Here is a 13,958-nt window from a genome sequence, read left to right on the forward strand (position 1 = left end):
TTGCGCGATTTTGCCTGCGTGCCCCTGCAACTACCGCTACTGCATCAGCAGTGCTTGCGCCAAACGCGGGTCTTCCAGCTTGTCGACCCACCATTGCAATGCCTTGCCGCGCATGTTGTTGCGCCATGCCACCTGGAATGTGCCGAGGCGGCGGTCTTCGGTGGTTTCCTTGGCGATCAGCACACCGGAATCCAGATACGGCTGCGCCAGCGGTACCGGCAGCCAACCGCAACCCAGGCCGCGGATCTGCGCCTGGATCTTGTCATCCATGGTTGGCACGACCAGCGTGTCCTGGCCGGCCATGACACCGATGGTGCGTGCCGGCAGATTGCGTGACGTATCGCCCACGGCAACGATGCGTTGGCGCGCGATGGCCGCCGCGGGGACAGGCTCCTGTGCCTGCGCAAGTGGGTGGTGCGTTGCCACTGCAAAGACGAATGGAATGGCGCCAAGCGTGCGCGTCTGTACACCCTGTACCGGCGCGGTGTGCGCGGGGCCAAGCAGCAGATCGGCGCGCCCGGAGAGCAGGGCGTCCCACGTGCCGCCGAGGACTTCACGGCTGAAGCGCAAGCGGGTGGCGGTGTTCTCAGCGTAGAAATCCTGAATCACCGGCAGCAGTGCGCGAAAGTACACAAGGTTGTCCAGCACGATCGTCAGCGTGGCTTCCCAGCCGGTGGCCAGGCGCTTGACGCGTCGGGCCAGATCGTCGGCGGCCTGCAGCAGGTGGCGGCCTTCGTCGAGCAGCGCGCGGCCGGCGGGCGTGAGTTCTGCACGGTGGCGGCGGCGGTCAAACAGCAACACATCCAGGTCATCCTCCAGCTTGCGTACCACATACGTGAGGGCGGAGGGCACCTTGCCCAGTTCATGCGCGGCGGCGGCAAAGCTGCCCTTGCGTTCGATCGCGTCCAAGACTTCCAGGGATTCCAGCGAGAGCGCCATATTCAGAATTTTTGATGGAATGAATCAAAGCCGTACGGCGCAACTATAGCCAATCTGCGTACCATTCACACATCAACGCAGTAATTTGGATAGGAGATTCATCAAAATGATTGAAATCCGCCACTCTCAAGACCGCGGTTATGCAGACCACGGCTGGCTCAAGTCGTATCACAGCTTCTCGTTTGCCGATTACATGGACCCGGAGCACGTCCAGTTCGGGCCGCTACGCGTCATCAACGAAGACCGCGTTGCCGCCGGCATGGGCTTCGGCACGCACGGCCACCGCGACATGGAAATCATCAGCTACGTGCTCGATGGCGAACTGGCGCACAAGGACAGCATGGGCAACGGCAGCGTACTGCGCCCCGGCGACGTGCAGCGCATGACGGCTGGGACAGGCGTGCGTCACTCCGAGTTCAACCACGCGCAGGACCAGACCACGCATTTTCTGCAGATCTGGGCGCTGCCTGCGGAGTTGAACCTCACGCCTGGCTACGAAGAGCGCCGCTTTGATGATGCAGCCAAGCGTGGCAAGCTGGTACTCATTGCCAGCAACGACGGACGCAATGACTCGGTGACGGTGCATCAGGACATGTCGCTGTATGCCGGCAAGTTCGATGGTGCTGAAACCGCTACGCTGCCCATCACCGAGGGCCGCCGTGCCTATGTGCATGTGGTGCGCGGCAAGATCAGCGTCAACGGCCGCACGCTCGTCGGCGGAGACGCAGCCAAGCTGAGCCAGGAAAGTGCGGTGACGCTCACTGGCGGCGAAGACAGCGAAGTGCTGGTGTTCGATTTGCCGTAATGTTGGCGGCGCACGCTGTGTGCGCCGTTTTTCTTTTCCGTTGTTCTCCCGCCGTACCCCAACCCCAAGAGGATTCCCATGGCACGCGTTGCAGTCGTTTATCACAGTGGTTATGGTCACACCAAGAAGCAGGCCGAGGCCGTGTTTGCGGGCGTGCAGAACGCCGGCGCCGAAGCCCACCTGATCTCGGTGGCCGACGTCAATGACGACACCTGGGCGCTGCTCGCCGGTGTTGACGCCATCGTCTTTGGCGCGCCGACCTACATGGGCGGCGTCTCGGGCGACTTCAAGAAATTTGCCGATGCCTCGTCCAAGGCGTGGTTCACGGGCGCGTGGAAGGACAAGATTGCCGCGGGCTTCACGAACTCGGCCTCGACGAACGGCGACAAGTTCTCGTCGATCCAGTATTTGTGGACGCTGTCGCAGCAGCACGGAATGATCTGGGTGGGCACGGGCATGATGCCGGCCAGCAGCAAGGCCGCCACGCGTAACGACATCAACTACCTGGGCGGGTTTGGCGGTGCGTTGTCGCAATCGCCGTCGGATGCGAGCCCCGAAGAAGGCCCGCTGCCCGGCGATCTGGAAACGGCCAAGCTGTTCGGCGAACGTGTTGTCGCCATCACCAACCAGTTCGTGCGCGGCCGTCAGTAAGAAGGTTGAGCGCCCAAAGAAAAACGCCGGCATGTCCGGCGTTTTTTGTTGGCTAGTGACCGGTCAGAACCGCGTGCCTGCCCCGCAGAACACGCCCCGGTTCGAGCCGCCAGCGCAACTCGTCGAGCAGCCGCCCAGTGCTGCAAGGCAAAGTAGGCTGACGAGGAGGGCGGCGGCAAGACGCTTCATGCGGCGGCGCGGGTTTGGTTGCTCGCGCAGTGCGGGCACCGCTGGCCGGGGATGTAGTTGGGCGATTGCTGCTCTTCCGGCGTGACGACCGCGCGGCATGCGAAGCATTGCTTGGGGCCGGCCGGCAGCAGTTCGGGGTTGAGCGCAGTGCGATGGTCGAAGACGAAGCAATCGCCGTCGTAGTGGTCACCGCCGACTTCTTCAAAGTATTTGAGGATGCCGCCCTCGAGCTGGTACACGCGCTCGACGCCGATCTCCTGCATGTGGATCGCGGCCTTTTCGCAGCGGATGCCGCCGGTGCAGAACGACACGACGGTCTTGCCGGCAAAGTCATCCTTGTGCGCGGCAATGGCGGGCGGGAATTCGGTGAACTTCTTGAGGTTGTATTCGACGACGTTCTTGAAGGTGCCGACCGCCACTTCGTAGTCATTGCGCGTGTCGAGCATCACCACGGGGCGGCCTTCGTCGTCGTGGCCCTGGTCCAGCCAGCGCTTCAGGTTCGGCGGCGTGACAAACGGAGCACGACCGTCTTCCGGGCGGATCAGCGGATGGCGCATGGTGATGATTTCTTTCTTCAGGCGCACCAGCAGGCGGCGGAACGGCTGATGGTCGGACAGGCTTTCCTTCGGTGCCAGATCGGCAAAGCGTGGGTCGGCGCGCAGCCAGCCGACGATGCCGTCGATCGCCTCACGTGAGCCGGCCAGGAAGATGTTGATGCCCTCGGGCGCCAGCAGCACGGTGCCCTTGAGCTCGCGCGCCTGGCACTCGGCCAGCAGGGCGGGGCGCAGGGTCTCGCGGTCATCGAGGGTGACGAATTTGTAAGCGGAAATATTGACGATCTGCATGTGCTGCCGCGCCGGTTTTGGGGCGCCTGGGTAACCCGTTGATTCGTAAGCCGAAATTATAACGGCCCACGCAGCGGTGCGGGTTGCTGCAGGTCAATTCGGCAGGCGCCGAATGCTTGACGGAAGGTGTCAGCCGTTACAATACGCGGATGAATTCGCCGCGCTTCGTCCACCTCCGTCTCCACTCCGAATATTCCGTCGTCGATGGCAACGTCCGCCTTGACGACGCCGTCAAGGCCGCCGCCAAAGATGGCATGGGCGCCCTGGCGCTAACCGACCTCGCCAACGCCTTCGGCCTGGTGCGCTTTTACAAGGAAGCGCGCGGCAAGGGCGTCAAGCCCATCGTCGGTGCCGACGTGTGGATCACCAATCACGACGAGCGCGACAAGCCCAGCCGCCTGCTGCTGCTGGTGCGCAACAAGCAGGGCTATCTGAACCTGTGCCAGTTGCTGGCACGTGCTTGGCTGAGCAATCAACATCGCGGTCGCGCAGAAATTGCCCCCGAATGGTTTGACGAGCCCGGCGTGGAGGATGCGCCGCTGGCGACCGGCTTGCTGGCGTTGTCCGGCGGCATGGCTGGCGATATCGGCATGGCGTTGGCAAACGGCAATGATGCGCTGGCGCGCAAGCTGGCGACGAACTGGTCGCGCGTGTTTCCGGGCGCGTTCTACATCGAGCTGCAGCGTGCCGGTCATGCCGGCACCGAGGCCTACATCCAGCAGGCGGTGAAACTGGCGTCGGCGATGCACCTGCCGGTGGTCGCCACGCATCCGGTGCAGTTCATGACGCCGGACGACTTCACCGCACACGAGGCGCGCACGTGCATTTCGGAGGGCGAGTTGCTCGCCAATCCGCGCCGCACCAAGCGTTTCACGACCGACCAGTACTTCAAGACGCAGGACGAGATGTGCGCGCTGTTTGCCGACATCCCGTCTGCGTTGGCCAATGCGGTGCAGATCGCGCAGCGCTGCAACCTCACGCTGGAACTGGGCAAGCCCAAGCTGCCGCTGTTCCCGACGCCTGACGGCATGTCGCTGGATGACTACCTTGTCCAGCTCGCCAAGGAAGGCCTGGAAAAGCGCATGGAAGTGCTGTTCCCCGACGAGGCGGTACGCGAATCGAAGCGACCCGAGTACTACGCCCGCCTGGAATTCGAGACCGGCACCATCATCAAGATGGGCTTCCCGGGCTACTTCCTGATCGTGGCGGATTTCATCAACTGGGCCAAGAACAACGGCGTGCCGGTGGGGCCGGGCCGGGGCTCGGGTGCCGGCTCGCTGGTGGCGTACGCGCTGGGCATTACCGATCTGGACCCGCTCAAGTACAACCTGCTGTTCGAGCGTTTCCTGAATCCGGAACGTGTGTCGATGCCCGACTTCGACATCGACTTCTGCCAGCACGGGCGCGACCGCGTCATCCAGTACGTGAAGGAAAAGTACGGCAAGGACGCCGTCTCGCAGATCGCCACCTTCGGCACCATGGCCGCCAAGGCCGCGGTGCGCGACGTGGGCCGCGTGCTCGACCTTGGCTACAACTTCGTCGATGGCGTGGCCAAGCTGATTCCGTTCAAGCCGGGCAAGCTCGTCACGCTGGAAGAGGCCAAGAAGGAAGAACCGCTGCTGGCCGAGCGCGAAGCCAACGAAGAAGAAGTCAAACAGCTGCTGGAACTCGCGCAGCGTGTGGAAGGCATGACGCGTAACGTCGGCATGCACGCGGGTGGTGTGCTGATCGCCCCGGGCAAGCTGACGGACTTCTGCCCGCTCTACACGCAAGGTGGCGAAGATGCCGGCGTCGTTAGCCAGTACGACAAGGACGACGTGGAAGCCGTCGGCCTGGTCAAGTTCGACTTCTTGGGCCTGACCACGCTGACCATCCTCGACTGGGCCGAGCGCTACATCCGCATGCTCGACCCATCCAAGGCGGACTGGAATTGCAGCCAGATTCCGCTGACCGACAAGGCGGCGTTCGACATCCTCAAATCGGCCAACACGGTCGCCGTGTTCCAGCTGGAAAGCCGCGGCATGCAGGGCATGCTGAAGGACGCCAAGCCTGACCGCTTCGAGGACATCATCGCCCTGGTGGCACTGTATCGCCCGGGCCCGATGGACCTGATCCCCAGCTTCTGCGCGCGTAAGCACGGCCGCGAGAAGGTGGAGTACCCCGACCCGCGCGTCGAGCCGGTGCTCAAGGAGACCTACGGCATCATGGTCTACCAGGAGCAGGTGATGCAGATGGCGCAGATCGTGGGCGGCTACTCGCTCGGCGGCGCTGACTTGCTGCGCCGTGCGATGGGTAAGAAGAAGGCCGAAGAAATGGCCGAGCACCGCGCGCTGTTCCGTGCGGGTGCCGCCAAGGACGGCCTGACCACCGAGAAGGCCGACGAGATCTTCGACTTGATGGAGAAGTTCGCGGGCTACGGCTTCAACAAGTCGCACGCGGCAGCCTATGCGCTGCTGGCGTACTACACCGCGTGGCTCAAGGCGCATCACCCGGCCGAATTCATGGCAGCCAACATGTCGCTCGCCATGGACGACACCGACAAGGTGAAGATCCTCTATGACGATGCGGTCGGCAAGAACGGCCTGAAGGTGCTGCCGCCCGACATCAACGCGAGCCAGTACCGCTTTGCGCCGACCGATGCCAAGACCATCCGCTACGGCCTGGGCGGCATCAAGGGCAGCGGGCAATCTGCGATTGAAGACATCCTGCGCGCGCGTGAAGACGGTCCGTTCAAGGACTTGTTCGACTTCTGCGAGCGCGTGGACCGCCGCCAAGTTAACCGCCGCACGATTGAAGCGCTGGTACGTGCCGGCGCCTTCGATAGCCTCAACGACAACCGCGCGCAGTTGCTCGCCTCGATCGGCTTGGCCATGGAAGCCGCCGAGCAAAAGGCCGCTGCTGCCAACCAAGTGTCGCTGTTCGACCTGATGAGCGGCGACGATGCCGAAGCGCATCGCCCGGAACTCGTCGACGAACCGGCCTGGACCACCAAGCGCAAGCTGCAGGAAGAAAAGCAGGCGCTGGGCTTTTATCTGTCCGGCCACCTGTTCGATGAATGCCGCGAGGAGGTGCGCCGCTTTGCCCGCACCACCCTGGCCGACCTCGCCCAGGAAGTGACGAGCAAGGGCAACGGCGGAGGTGGCGGTGCGGGTGGTGGCTGGGGGGGCAACCGCGATGCGCGCAACAAGACCGTCGCCGGCGTCATCGTTGGCCAGCGCACGCAGATGACCCAGCGCGGCAAGATGCTCATCGTCATGCTCGACGACGGCTCTGCCAGCGAGGCGACCGAAGTGACGGTCTTCAACGAAGTCTTTGAAGCCAACCGCGCGCTGTTCAAGGAAGACGAAGTGCTGATCGTGCAGGGCAGTGCCCGCCACGACATGTTCACCGGCGGGGTGCGCGTGACGGCCGAATCGGTGATGGACCTGACGCAGGCGCGTGCCAAGTTTGCCCGCGCCATCCGGTTGTCGATGAACGGCAATTCGACATCCGCCAAGTTGCGCGACCTGTTGACACCCCACGTGGCAACGGATGGCAATGGCGTGTCGGTACGCATCAGCTACATCTGCGAGCAGGCTCGCTGCGAGGCCGTGCTGGGTGATGCCTGGCGCATCGTGCCTAGCGAGGAGGCGATCGCGGCGCTACGTCAGGCGCTGGACGCCGAGAACGTGCTCACGATGTACGACTGATTCGAAGAGGGTGCCGGGGGGCGCCTTCGTCGGGCGCTGGCCCGGCACCACAGCAGACTTCACACGATTACATCCTCAGCATCCATGAACGTCGGAATTTCGTGCAACGCGCTGGGTTACAGCGGCGGTAGCGAGCGCTATGCGATGGATTTGGTCCGCGGCTTGCATGAGCGCGCCATCCGTCCCGTGTTCTTTGCCAAAACGGTTGACAAGGCGCTGCCCGAATACGCCCAGGTCAAGGCCATCGCACTGCCCACGCGCAAGCTGACGGGCAAACTCAATGACCACGTTTTCGGCTGGCTGGTGCGTCATCTGGCCAGGCGCGAGCACATCGATCTGATGATCGGTTGCAATCGAACCGGGGCGTCGGACATCGCCATCTGCGGTGGTACGCACATCGGTTATCTCAAGAGCTTTCCCAAGGCCCCAGGCTTCTGGGATCGCCAGCAGATCGCGCTGGAGCGCCGCGACTACGTGCGCTCGCATGTGATCGTCGCGCACTCGAAACTAATGGCGCAGGAAGTGCTCGACTACTACGACATCCCCGAAGCCAAGGTGAAGACTGTGTACCCGCCGGTGAGCGAGGCCAAGTTTTCGCTGGTGGATGAGGCCGAACGCCAGCGCCTGCGTGACGAACTGGGCTTTGCCCGCGACCGCATCACCTTCGTGTTTCCGTCGTCGAGCCACAAACGCAAGGGCTATCCGCTGCTGGAGGCGTTCTTCTCGAAGACGACGCTGCCGGTACAACTGGCGGTGATCGGGCGGCCGGTGTCGTCAACCTCGCCCAACATCCGCTACCTCGGTTATCGCAAGGACATCGAGAACGTCTACCGTGCGGCGGACTACACGATCCTCGCCTCTCACTACGAGCCGTTCGGGTTGATCGGGGTGGAGTCCGTGCTGTGTGGTACGCCCGCCGTGCTGGCGAGCAACATCGCCTGTACCGAGGTGATCTCTGACGACGGTGCGCCGACCTTCAACGTGAATGATCCGGCCACACTTGCTCGCACCATTGAGGCGGCGGTAGCGCGTGCGCAGGCTGGGCAGGCAAGGCTGGCGAACCCGCGCGAGCATTTGCGCTATGACCCGGGCATCCGCGCTCACATTGACGCCTTGCTGGCCCTGGCACCGGGTGCGGAGGTGCTGCGGTGAACGCGTTGGTACAGCGCGGCCGGGCTGTCGTTTCCTGCGTGCCGGTGATTCTGGCTGTGTTGGGAATGACCGTCCTGCCAGCCTTCATGTTGTCAGTGCACAGTGCCGCGTTCGTGGCGTTTTTGATGCTGTTGGTGTCAGCGCTTTGGTCGATGCTGGTGGGACATGCGGAGTTGACGGCACGAGTGCGAGCGTTGTGGCGCGAGCATCGCTGGCTGATCCTGGCCATGGCGGCAATGCCGACAGCAATGCTGATAAGTTCGCTGCTGAATCCGGCGGCACCGCGTGGCGTTCCGTTCGCCTATGGGCGGCTCTGGTTGTTCGGTTTCGCTTTGTTTGCGCTGCTGCAGCTTCGGCCCGCTCAATTGCAGAACGTACAGTGGGGTTGTGTGGCGGGGGCGTTTGCTTCTCTAGTGTGGGCGTTTGTCGAGTTGAGGGGTGGGCGTCCCGATACCGTTGGCGCATACTCCAATACCATCCCGTTCGGCAATGTGTCGCTCCTGCTGGGGCTGTTTTCGTTGATCTCCATCGGTTGGGCGCGTGACGATCGGTGGCCGCTCATCGTGCTGCGCTTGGCGGCTGGCGGTGCTGGGCTATACACGTCATACCTGTCGCAGTCGCGCGGCGGTTGGATCGCGATTCCCGTGCTGCTGCTGATCGCCGTGGCGACTTTGCGCCATGTGAGCTGGAAGAAGCGGGCCAGTGCGTTGTTGGTATTTTTTGCGCTGCTAGCGGCGGTCTGTGTGTCGTCGAGTATCGTTCGCACGCGCTTCGACCAAGCAGTTAACGATATTCATGCCTACGAGGCTGGTCAGGCTAATTCCTCAATCGGCGTTCGTTTTCAGTTGTGGAAGGCGGCATCCCTCATGCTGCTTCGCCATCCTTTGGCCGGTGTTGGGCGTGGAGCATTTCATGCGAATTTGCAGGCCCTGCGTGCCGAAGGTGTGATCACCGACGACGCTGCGGCTTTGGAGCATGCCCACAACGAGTTTCTATACAATGGCGCCACGCTTGGCGTGCTGGGCATTGGTGCATTGCTGGCGTTGTATCTGGTGCCTGCTGCGTACTTCCTGCGTGCCGCGCTGTGCGATGACCGCATCCTCCGGACCACCGGGGCCATGGGCCTCACACTGTGTGTCGGTTTCATGCTGTTTGGGCTAACCGAGGTGATGCTCATCATCGCGCAGACTGTGGTGTTCTACAGCGTGATGGTGGCCGTGTTCACCGCGCATATTCACCGGCGCCGGCAAGAGCTTGGTGCCAATCCTGTTTTCTGAGATCGTCTTCGCATGTCCGCATCCAACCGAGCCACGCTCGCCGTCATCATCGTCGCCAAGAATGAAGCCACCGACATCGGTGATTGCATCCGCTCGGTGCGCGACTGGGCGGACGACGTCATCGTCTTCGATTCCGGCAGCACGGACGGTACGCAAGACATCTGCCGCGAACTGGGCGCCCGCGTGTTCGAAACGGACTGGCCGGGCTACGGCGAACAGTCCAACCGCGCATTGCGTGAGGCCCGCACCGACTGGGTCCTGTCGTTGGACGCCGATGAACGCATCAGCCCCGAGTTGCGCGCGGAGATGATCGCGGTGCTCGAATCGGGCAGCTCGCATACGGTGTATTCCATGCCGCGCAGCTCCAGCTTCTGCGGTCGCTTCATGAAGCATTCGGGCTGGTGGCCGGACCGCATCCGCCGCTTCTTCAAGCGCGAGCAGGTGACCTTCTTCGATGCACCAGTGCATTCTCACTTGGTGTTCCAAGGCACCGTCGGCGATTTTCGTGCGCCGATCATTCACTACTCGATTCCCGATCTGCGAGCCGCACTCGACAAGGCCAACGATTACTCCACGGCCGGCGCCGCTGCAGCCTATGCCAAGGGCAAGCGCGCATCGTTGGGCAGTGCGATCGGCCACGGGCTGTGGGCGTTCATTCGCACCTACATCATCCAGCGCGGTTTCCTGGATGGCGCGGAAGGCTTCATGCTGGCTGTGTCCAACGCAGAGGGCACGTACTACCGCTACGTCAAGCTGATGATGCTGCATCGTCATGGCAAGCGCTGATTGCCCGCGTCGCATCGCGCTGATCGTCACGACTTACAACCGTCCGGATGCGCTAGCCCGCGTGTTGGCCGGTTGTGGCGCGCAGACTGATCAAGCGTTTGATGTGATCGTCGCCGACGATGGTTCGCGCGACGATACGCGTGTGGCGGTGGAAGCCGCTGCCAAGACGGCATCGTATCCGTTGCGCCATGTCTGGCACCCCGATGACGGTTTCCGTGCGGCCGAGATCCGCAATCGCGGCGTCCTGGCAACCGATGCCGATTATCTGGTCTTTCTCGATGGCGATTGCGTGCCGCGCCCTGACTTCGTCGCCCGGCACCGCGCACTGGCTGAGCCGGGACGTCTGTTGTCCGGCAGCCGCATCCTGCTGAGCGAAGAGATGACGCGAGACGTCATCGCGCAGCAGACGGACATCCACTTGAAGGACCTCGCCTATTGGTTCAGCGCCTGGCGTGCTGGCCGCATCAACAAGTTCTTGCCGCTGCTGGTACCGGGCCTGCCCGCTCCGCGCACGTTCAAGGACACGAGCCTGCGTGGCATCAAGAGCTGCAACTTGGGCGTGTGGCGCAGCGATTTCGAGCGCGTGAACGGCTTTGACCAGAGCTTCGTCGGCTGGGGCCATGAAGATGCTGACCTGGCCGTGCGACTGTACAACGCCGGTGTGCGGCGCAAGCGCGGCTTCTGCGCGACCGAGGTCTTCCACCTGTGGCATCGCGAGCAATCTCGCGAACAGGAAAGCCCCAACTACCGGCGTATGATGGCGCGTCGCAATACGGATGTCATCCGCGCTGAGGCGGGATTGACGGAGTTGCGCGGGCAAGGCGCCTGAACTGGCGCCTTGGCGCTCACCACGTTTTTTTCTGCTTGGCGATACCGCGGAACGGCCGCACGAAGATCTGATAGAGAAACTTGTGCACGAAGATCAGGTGCAGGCGGCGGCTGAGCCATCGCTCCTCATCGGCTTCGCGGCTCTTGACGGCGCGATCGGCCTCCAGGTTGGAGCCGGTGTCGAAATCCTGCACGCTGATCACGTATGGCACGACCGCGCGCATCTGCACGATGCCTTCGCGCTCGAACTTGTGCCAGTAGTCCGCCGCCAGCCATACCGGGTAGAGCTGTTCGACCATGCGTTTGGCCGCCGCGCGTGTGACGAAATAGCCGTGCGCCAGCCACTGGTAGTTCGCCAGCTTCACCACGTTGTGGCTGGCGTCGAGCGGTTTTGCGCTGCGTTTGTAGTAACGGTTGATATACGTGAGCAGCGTCACCACGGGTTCGTCAGGTGAGACTTGCTGCGCCAGCGCATCGAGCACGGCGGGCACATCGGCCCCAAGCTTGGCGTCATCCTCCAGGATGAGCGCGTAGGGCAGATCCTGCTCCAGCATTGCGCGGTAGACGCCCAGGTGGCTTAGCGCACAGCCGACTTCGCCGACGGTCAGTTCGCGGCTTTCGGCAACGGCTCGGGCGTGGTCGTAGAGGCTCGCCAATGCATCGGCGGGAAGTGCTTTGCCGTACACGCCAGGAAAGCGCGTGTGCGGCAGGCCGAGTGCATCAAGCTGATCTTCGAGGGCTTTGCGGCGCTCGACATCGTGCTCGAGGTTGATGAAGAACGTGGGAACGCGCGAACTCATGCGGAAGGATCAGGTGACGCGGCAATGCGTCTTGGCTGTGGAATCTGCTACCAGGATGGGCCGAAACAGGTGATTGCCGTAAAATGCCGGGTCGCCCGTCTGTCGGATGGCAGGTGCAGCATGCACATGTTGTCGGCAATGCCCGTCGCAATGCGGTGCAATCTGCCCACCCTTATTTGAAAACGCCGTGAGTATACAAGCAAAGTCTGACCATCAAGACCCCTCCAAGCCGTTGCTCAAGCGCTTGTGGACGTACCTGCGTCCTGAACTCACCGCGTTCATTCTCTCCATGGTTGCCATGGGCGTGGTGGCGGCCACGGAAGGGATCATCCCCAAGGTCGTGAAAGACCTGCTGGACCAGGGCTTTGGCGGTGAATACGCCGGCAAGCTGTGGCAGGTGCCGGCCATGCTGGTGGGCATTGCCGTGGTGCGCGGCGTGGCGCAGTTTGCGTCGACCTACCTGCTGAGCCTCGTGTCGAACAAGGTGCTGTTGAACCTGCGCGTGAAGATGTTCGAGCGGCTGCTGCAGGCGCCTGCATCGTATTACCAGCAGAACACGGCGGCATCGATCATCAACGCGGTGATCTTCGAGGTCAACCAGGTGCTGCAGGTGTTGACTGGCGTGTTCATCACGATGGTGCGCGACTCGATGACGGTGCTGGCGCTGCTGGTTTTCCTCTTCTATACCAACTGGCGCCTGACGCTGGTGGTGGCGGTGATCCTGCCGGTCATCGGCCTGCTGATGTCGCGTATCAACCGCCGCTTGCGCTCGCTCAACCGTGAGAGCCAGAACCTGACCAACCAGGCTGCCTACGTGGTGGAAGAGGCCGTTGGTGGTTACAAGGTCGTCAAGCTGCACGGCGGCGAGGCCTACGAATCGCTGCGCTTTAACGCCATGACCAACCGCCTGCGCAGCTATGCCATGCGCGTGGCCGTGGCCGGCGGCCTGAATCAACCGGTGACGCAGTTCCTGGCGGCGCTGGCGCTGTCCATCATCCTGGCGATCGCCATGATGCAGGCGCAGGCCAACCAGACGACGGTCGGCGGTTTTACCGGCTTTGTGATGGCGATGCTGCTGCTGATCTCGCCGCTCAAGCATCTGACGGATGTGAACCAGCCCCTGCAGCGTGGCCTGACTGCCGCCGAGTTCATCTTCGGCCTGATTGATACCCCCATCGAACCGCAGGAAGGCGGCAAGCACATTGATCGCGCCCGCGGTGATATCCGCTTCGATCGCGTGACGTTCCGCTACGGCGCGGATGGCCGGGCGGCGCTCGACAATGTCGACCTGCATGTGAAGCCAGGTGAGATCGTTGCTCTTGTCGGGCCTTCGGGCAGCGGCAAGACCACGCTGGTGAACCTGATGCCGCGCTTCTTTGATCCGACCTCGGGCACGATCTCGCTCGACGGCGATGCGCTGGCTGACCTGTCGCTGCAGGATCTGCGCCGCCAGATCGCCTTCGTGAGCCAGGACGTGGTGTTGTTCAACGACACCATTGCTGCCAACGTGGCGTATGGCGCGCGGGACGCCTCCGAGATCGACATGGCGCGTGTGCGCCGTGCACTGGAAGCTGCTTACCTGACGGATATGGTGGATAACCTGCCGGAAGGCGTTGACACCAACATCGGCGACAACGGTTCGAAGCTCTCCGGCGGCCAGCGCCAGCGCCTGGCGATTGCTCGTGCCATCTACAAGGACGCGCCGATCCTGATCCTGGACGAGGCGACCTCCGCATTGGACTCGGAATCCGAGCGCCAGGTGCAGGCCGCGCTTGAGCGGCTGATGGAAGGCCGCACGACGCTGGTGATCGCGCACCGCCTGTCGACCATCGAAAACGCAAACCGCATCATCGTGCTCGAACACGGCAAGATTGCCGAAGCCGGCACGCACCGCGAACTCATCGACCGTGATGGGTTGTATGCTGGGCTGCATCGCATCCAGTTCGCCACTCAGTAAGCAGTTCACTTCCGGGCGGCGTGCTCGTGATGCTCACACC

11 protein-coding genes are annotated in these 13,958 nt (G+C 62.8%); 8 read left to right on the forward strand and 3 right to left on the reverse strand.

From position 1 onward, the window contains the following. Positions 1–36: 36 nt before the first annotated feature. On the reverse strand, positions 37–939 hold the full coding sequence (locus F7R11_RS07215) for a LysR family transcriptional regulator (protein ID WP_021195109.1): 903 nt from the start codon (positions 937–939) through the stop codon (positions 37–39). Positions 940–1,045: 106 nt separating this feature from the next. On the opposite strand from F7R11_RS07215, the gene F7R11_RS07220 reads away from it, so the two are divergent. Together F7R11_RS07220 and F7R11_RS07225 are read left to right on the forward strand one after the other, a co-directional pair. Continuing rightward, positions 1,046–1,744, forward strand: a complete 699-nt coding sequence (locus tag F7R11_RS07220; RefSeq protein WP_064802282.1) for a pirin family protein — start codon at positions 1,046–1,048, stop codon at positions 1,742–1,744. A gap of 78 nt (positions 1,745–1,822) precedes the next feature. Then, complete coding sequence (locus tag F7R11_RS07225; RefSeq protein ID WP_064802284.1) at positions 1,823–2,395, forward strand: flavodoxin family protein; 573 nt, start codon at positions 1,823–1,825, stop codon at positions 2,393–2,395. A 185-nt stretch (positions 2,396–2,580) separates the two neighbouring features. On the opposite strand, the gene F7R11_RS07230 is transcribed toward F7R11_RS07225, so the two are convergent. Further along, positions 2,581–3,429 carry a sulfurtransferase gene (locus tag F7R11_RS07230; RefSeq protein ID WP_064802285.1) on the reverse strand — a complete coding sequence of 283 codons (849 nt, stop codon included), beginning with the start codon at positions 3,427–3,429 and terminating at the stop codon, positions 2,581–2,583. A gap of 149 nt (positions 3,430–3,578) precedes the next feature. Between F7R11_RS07230 and dnaE the strand changes: the two genes are divergently transcribed. The 5 genes from dnaE (at position 3,579) to F7R11_RS07255 (ending at position 11,162) form a co-directional block, all read left to right on the forward strand. Beyond that, entirely contained in the window at positions 3,579–7,118 is a 3,540-nt protein-coding gene (gene dnaE, locus F7R11_RS07235; protein WP_064806215.1) for a DNA polymerase III subunit alpha, read from the forward strand. 84 nt (positions 7,119–7,202) lie between these two features. Further along, positions 7,203–8,270, forward strand: a complete 1,068-nt coding sequence (locus tag F7R11_RS07240) for a glycosyltransferase (RefSeq protein ID WP_064802286.1) — start codon at positions 7,203–7,205, stop codon at positions 8,268–8,270. Next, positions 8,267–9,547, forward strand: a complete 1,281-nt coding sequence (locus F7R11_RS07245) for an O-antigen ligase family protein (RefSeq protein ID WP_064802287.1) — start codon at positions 8,267–8,269, stop codon at positions 9,545–9,547. Before F7R11_RS07240 ends, F7R11_RS07245 begins: the two co-directional genes overlap by 4 nt. A 12-nt stretch (positions 9,548–9,559) precedes the next feature. Further along, a complete protein-coding gene (locus F7R11_RS07250; protein ID WP_064802289.1) occupies positions 9,560–10,333 on the forward strand; it encodes a glycosyltransferase family 2 protein in 774 nt (257 codons plus the stop codon). Then, positions 10,320–11,162 (forward strand): glycosyltransferase family 2 protein, encoded by an 843-nt coding sequence (locus F7R11_RS07255; RefSeq protein ID WP_064802291.1) that lies wholly within the window; start codon positions 10,320–10,322, stop codon positions 11,160–11,162. The genes F7R11_RS07250 and F7R11_RS07255 overlap by 14 nt, the downstream gene beginning before the upstream one ends. A gap of 16 nt (positions 11,163–11,178) precedes the next feature. Here F7R11_RS07255 and F7R11_RS07260 read toward each other — a convergent pair whose 3' ends face one another. After that, positions 11,179–11,961 carry a glycosyltransferase family 25 protein gene (locus tag F7R11_RS07260; protein ID WP_064802293.1) on the reverse strand — a complete coding sequence of 261 codons (783 nt, stop codon included), beginning with the start codon at positions 11,959–11,961 and terminating at the stop codon, positions 11,179–11,181. A gap of 289 nt (positions 11,962–12,250) precedes the next feature. On the opposite strand from F7R11_RS07260, the gene msbA reads away from it, so the two are divergent. Further along, positions 12,251–13,918, forward strand: a complete 1,668-nt coding sequence (msbA, locus tag F7R11_RS07265) for a lipid A export permease/ATP-binding protein MsbA (RefSeq protein ID WP_261312578.1) — start codon at positions 12,251–12,253, stop codon at positions 13,916–13,918. Positions 13,919–13,958: the final 40 nt, after the last annotated feature.

It is taken from the genome of Ralstonia insidiosa (assembly GCF_008801405.1).
Taxonomy (GTDB): Bacteria; Pseudomonadota; Gammaproteobacteria; order Burkholderiales; family Burkholderiaceae; genus Ralstonia; species Ralstonia insidiosa.

What these genes read in the sequence shown, in the direction of transcription:
- msbA (WP_261312578.1), top strand. Translation starts at nt 12,251, where the DNA reads ATGGTTGCCATGGGCGTGGTGGCGGCCACGGAAGGGATCATCCCCAAG.
- F7R11_RS07220 (WP_064802282.1), top strand. Translation starts at nt 1,046, where the DNA reads ATGATTGAAATCCGCCACTCTCAAGACCGCGGTTATGCAGACCACGGC.
- F7R11_RS07230 (WP_064802285.1), bottom strand. Translation starts at nt 3,429, where the DNA reads ATGCAGATCGTCAATATTTCCGCTTACAAATTCGTCACCCTCGATGAC.
- F7R11_RS07250 (WP_064802289.1), top strand. Translation starts at nt 9,560, where the DNA reads ATGTCCGCATCCAACCGAGCCACGCTCGCCGTCATCATCGTCGCCAAG.
- F7R11_RS07240 (WP_064802286.1), top strand. Translation starts at nt 7,203, where the DNA reads ATGAACGTCGGAATTTCGTGCAACGCGCTGGGTTACAGCGGCGGTAGC.
- F7R11_RS07260 (WP_064802293.1), bottom strand. Translation starts at nt 11,961, where the DNA reads ATGAGTTCGCGCGTTCCCACGTTCTTCATCAACCTCGAGCACGATGTC.
- dnaE (WP_064806215.1), top strand. Translation starts at nt 3,579, where the DNA reads ATGAATTCGCCGCGCTTCGTCCACCTCCGTCTCCACTCCGAATATTCC.
- F7R11_RS07255 (WP_064802291.1), top strand. Translation starts at nt 10,320, where the DNA reads ATGGCAAGCGCTGATTGCCCGCGTCGCATCGCGCTGATCGTCACGACT.
- F7R11_RS07215 (WP_021195109.1), bottom strand. Translation starts at nt 939, where the DNA reads ATGGCGCTCTCGCTGGAATCCCTGGAAGTCTTGGACGCGATCGAACGC.
- F7R11_RS07225 (WP_064802284.1), top strand. Translation starts at nt 1,823, where the DNA reads ATGGCACGCGTTGCAGTCGTTTATCACAGTGGTTATGGTCACACCAAG.